The following is a 3,349-nucleotide window of genomic DNA, read 5'->3' on the forward strand; positions in this document are numbered from 1 at the left end:
CTTGCGTTTCCGACTCTATCAGATCTTTCCGATCCGATTTCCTCGGTGCTTTCCAGGTTCCCGCTTTCGCGTTTCCCTTTCCGGCGGCTCCGACTTTATCAGAAGTTCTGAGCCGGTCTGACCGGCTGTTCATTTCCGATTCATCGGGAGAGTGCTTCATCGAATTCAATGATCCGGGAGGAAGCAAATAGATACTATCGGTTGCCCTCTGGGGTGAACCCATCTACAGGCAACTGTTCGAATCTACCTCCCCGCTCGCTCCGTGTCAACGGCTCTTGCGGGAACGAAGAGGACACTAGCAGCTCACCGGGGGCGGACGCACATCAGGCGGCCGTCGGCACGGTGGCGCTGCGCTCGGCCGCTTCGACGTCGCCCGTGTCGCCGGCGCGCACGGCACGTCCGCCCAGGACATAGACGTAGGCGAGGAAGGCCAGCTCGGCGACGACTCCGATGGTGATGCGGGCCCAGGTGGGCAGGCCGGACGGGGTGACGAAGCCTTCGATGGCACCGGAGATGAACAGGACCAGGGCGAGGCCGATCGCCATGCCGATGGCGGCTCGGCCCTCTTCGGCGAGGGCGATGCGCCGGGTGCGCGGACCCGGGTCGATGAGGGTCCACCCGAGACGCAGGCCGGTGCCCGCGGCCACGAAGACCGCCGTCAGTTCCAGCAGTCCGTGGGGCAGGACGAGGCCGAGGAAGGTGTCGAGGCGGCCGGCCGACGACATCAGGCCGAAGCCGACGCCCAGGTTGAGCATGTTCTGGAACAGGATCCAGATGACCGGCAGCCCCAGGAAGACGCCCAGGATCAGACAGAGCGCGGCGGCCCAGGCGTTGTTCGTCCAGACCTGGGCGGCGAAGGAGGCCGCGGGGTGGCTCGAGTAGTACGTCTCGTACTGGCCGCCGGGGCGGGTGAGCTCCCGCAGTTCGCTGGGTGCCGCGATGGTGGACTGGACTTCCGGGTGGGTGCCGATCCACCAGCCCAGGAGCGCCGCGACGGCCGTCGACAGGAGCGCGGTGGGGACCCACCAGTGGCGTGCCCGGTAGACGGCCGCCGGGAACTGCTGGGTCAGGAAGCGGGTGACGTCGCGCCAGGAGGCTCGGCGGGTTCCTGTCACGGCACTGCGCGCGCGTGCCACCAGTTGGCTGAGCCGTCCGGTCAGCTGCGGGTCGGGGGCCCTGGACTGGATCAGGGAGAGGTGGGTGGCCGTGCGCTGGTAGAGGGTGACGAGTTCGTCGGTCTCGGCGCCGGTCAGTCGGCGCTGGCGCCGGAGCAGGTCGTCGAGGCGGTCCCACTCCGCTCGGTGGGCGGAGACGAAGACGTCGAGGTCCATCGGTGTGCCTGCTCCTCGGCTATCGTCGGCGGCTCGTCGTGGATCAGCTTGTCGTACTGCGGCGCGGTGTGTCCTCAGCTTGGCAGACTGGCGGGGACGGGGGCAGTCAGGGGAAGGGCGGCAAGCGTGAGTGAGCTGGTGACGGGCGAGGCGGTGGCGTTGGAACTGCGCCCCGCGAGGCTGCCCAGCAGAGCGCTGGCCGTCCTGCTCGATCTGGCGGTGGCCGTGGCCGTCTATGTGGCGGTGACCGTCGCGCTGGTGGCTTCCACTGCCGCCCTGGACATGGCGGCGCAGACCGCGCTGTCGATCGCGGCCTTCGTCCTCGTGCTGGTGGGCGGTCCCATCGCGGTGGAGACGCTCAGCCATGGGCGGTCGCTCGGGAAGATGGCGTGCGGTCTGCGGGTGATACGGGACGACGGCGGGCCGATCCGGTTCCGGCACTCGCTGGTGCGGGGCTTGATCGGAGTGATCGAGATCCTGATGACGTTCGGCGTCGTCGCCTGTATCGCTTCACTGGTGTCGGCACGAGGGCGGCGGCTCGGTGATGTGTTCGCGGGGACTCTGGTCGTGCGGGAACGGGTGCCGGTCTCGCCGGCGGGTTTCCTGCCGCCGCCCCCGCCGTGGCTGGCGGGACGGTTCTCGGGGCTCGATCTGTCCGCGGTGCCCGATGATCTGTGGCTTGCCGTCCGTCAGTACCTGACGCGGATGGGACAGCTGGATCCCCGGGTCGGCTGGGCCATGGCGGAACGGCTCGCCGCGGACGTGGCGGCTCGTACGGGTGCTCCGGTGCCGCAGGAGGTTCCGCCGGCCGCGTATCTGGCGGCGGTGGTGCAGGAGCGGCAGGCTCGGGAGGCCCGGCGGGCGTTCGGGGGAACGTACGCGGCTGGGGGGCCCGCGGTGGAAGCGCCCATGACTCCTCCTGCGCCGGGGTCCTCGGTGACACCGCCGGTGCAGCCGCCCGTGCAGCGACCGGTCCAAACGCCGGAGGTGCGTCCCGTGGCGCCGCCGGCCGCGCCGTGGCGAGGAGTACGGCCCGAGGCGTCGCGGGAGGCGCCGCCGGACGGCCGCACCGGTACCGGGTTCGTACCGCCGGCATAGGCCGGACGGGCTGCGCACGGGCGGTCCCGGCGCCTGCGCCCGATGTCGCTCACGGGAACACGGACGGCGGTGACTCCAGGTCCTCCAGCTCGATGCCGGGGGCCGCGAGCACGACGTCGCCGGCGATGTGCACGGCGTGCTGCTCGCCCGTGTCCAGGGCTGTGACCTGGTACTCGTCCACGGTGAGCGGGCCGTTGTCAGTGGCGTGTGCTTCTCTGTTGAGCAAGGCCCAGGACTGGTCCACGGTGCGCGGGGCGAGGACCGGGTCGGTGAGGGCGACGAGGCGTACGCGGGTGGCCGATCCGGAGGGGGTGAGGCGCAGGAGACGGGTGGTGGCGACGAGGAAGGCCGGGGACGTGCCGGTGAAGGCGTGGGCGCGCGCATTGCCTTCGGTGGCGTGGACTCCGGTGGGGTCGGTGCGGACCCAGGTGACGCCGTCGACGGCCGCACCTCGCACTTGCCAGCTTGCGGCATGGAGTTCGAGGCGGATGGGGCGGCCGAGTTCGTCGAGGGCGAGGTCGACGGAGCCGTGGTGGTCTCCGGCGGGCGTGGTCAGCCGGGAGACGTAGCGCCAGCCGGAGGGGCCGGGGGCGCACTGGAAGTGTTCTTCCGCGAGGGGGGTGTGGTCGTGCGGATCGTGGAGCGAATAACGGCCGCGGGGCATGGTGGTCCTGGGTGGTGACGGGCTGCTGGTCCGGCCGCTGAGGCGCCAACGGGGCAGGCCCCCGGCACGGGGGTGCGGGGGCCTGTCTCGGAGGAGCCGGCAGTCGGCCGGGGGAGCGTCTGTGCACGGACGCTCCCCCGCCGGCTGCGACGCGGGCTTGCTCAGTAGCGGTAGTGGTCCGCCTTGTACGGGCCCTCGACCTTGACGCCGATGTAGTCGGCCTGCTCCTGGCGGAGCGTGGTCAGCTTGACGCCGA

At 70.8% G+C, this 3,349-nt stretch carries 4 protein-coding genes; 1 reads left to right on the forward strand and 3 read right to left on the reverse strand.

Annotation, left to right across the window (positions count from 1 at the left end; translation table 11 throughout):
* Nucleotides 1-323: 323 nt before the first annotated feature.
* On the reverse strand, nt 324-1,331 hold the full coding sequence (locus tag ACFW48_RS38460) for a stage II sporulation protein M (protein ID WP_386323295.1): 1,008 nt from the start codon (nt 1,329-1,331) through the stop codon (nt 324-326).
* A 126-nt stretch (nt 1,332-1,457) separates the two neighbouring features.
* On the opposite strand from ACFW48_RS38460, the gene ACFW48_RS38465 reads away from it, so the two are divergent.
* Nucleotides 1,458-2,429 carry an RDD family protein gene (locus ACFW48_RS38465; protein ID WP_386323297.1) on the forward strand — a complete coding sequence of 324 codons (972 nt, stop codon included), beginning with the start codon at nt 1,458-1,460 and terminating at the stop codon, nt 2,427-2,429.
* Between the two features lie 49 nt (nt 2,430-2,478).
* On the opposite strand, the gene ACFW48_RS38470 is transcribed toward ACFW48_RS38465, so the two are convergent.
* Nucleotides 2,479-3,093, reverse strand: coding sequence for a hypothetical protein (locus tag ACFW48_RS38470; protein WP_386323299.1), 615 nt, complete (start codon nt 3,091-3,093; stop codon nt 2,479-2,481).
* A gap of 161 nt (nt 3,094-3,254) precedes the next feature.
* On the reverse strand, nt 3,255-3,349 hold a 95-nt coding region (locus ACFW48_RS38475), incomplete at its 5' end, for an adenosylhomocysteinase (protein ID WP_386323301.1).

Origin of the sequence: Streptomyces sp. NPDC058812 (assembly GCF_042744565.1) — a bacterium.
GTDB classification, from domain to species: domain Bacteria; phylum Actinomycetota; class Actinomycetes; order Streptomycetales; family Streptomycetaceae; genus Streptomyces; species Streptomyces thinghirensis.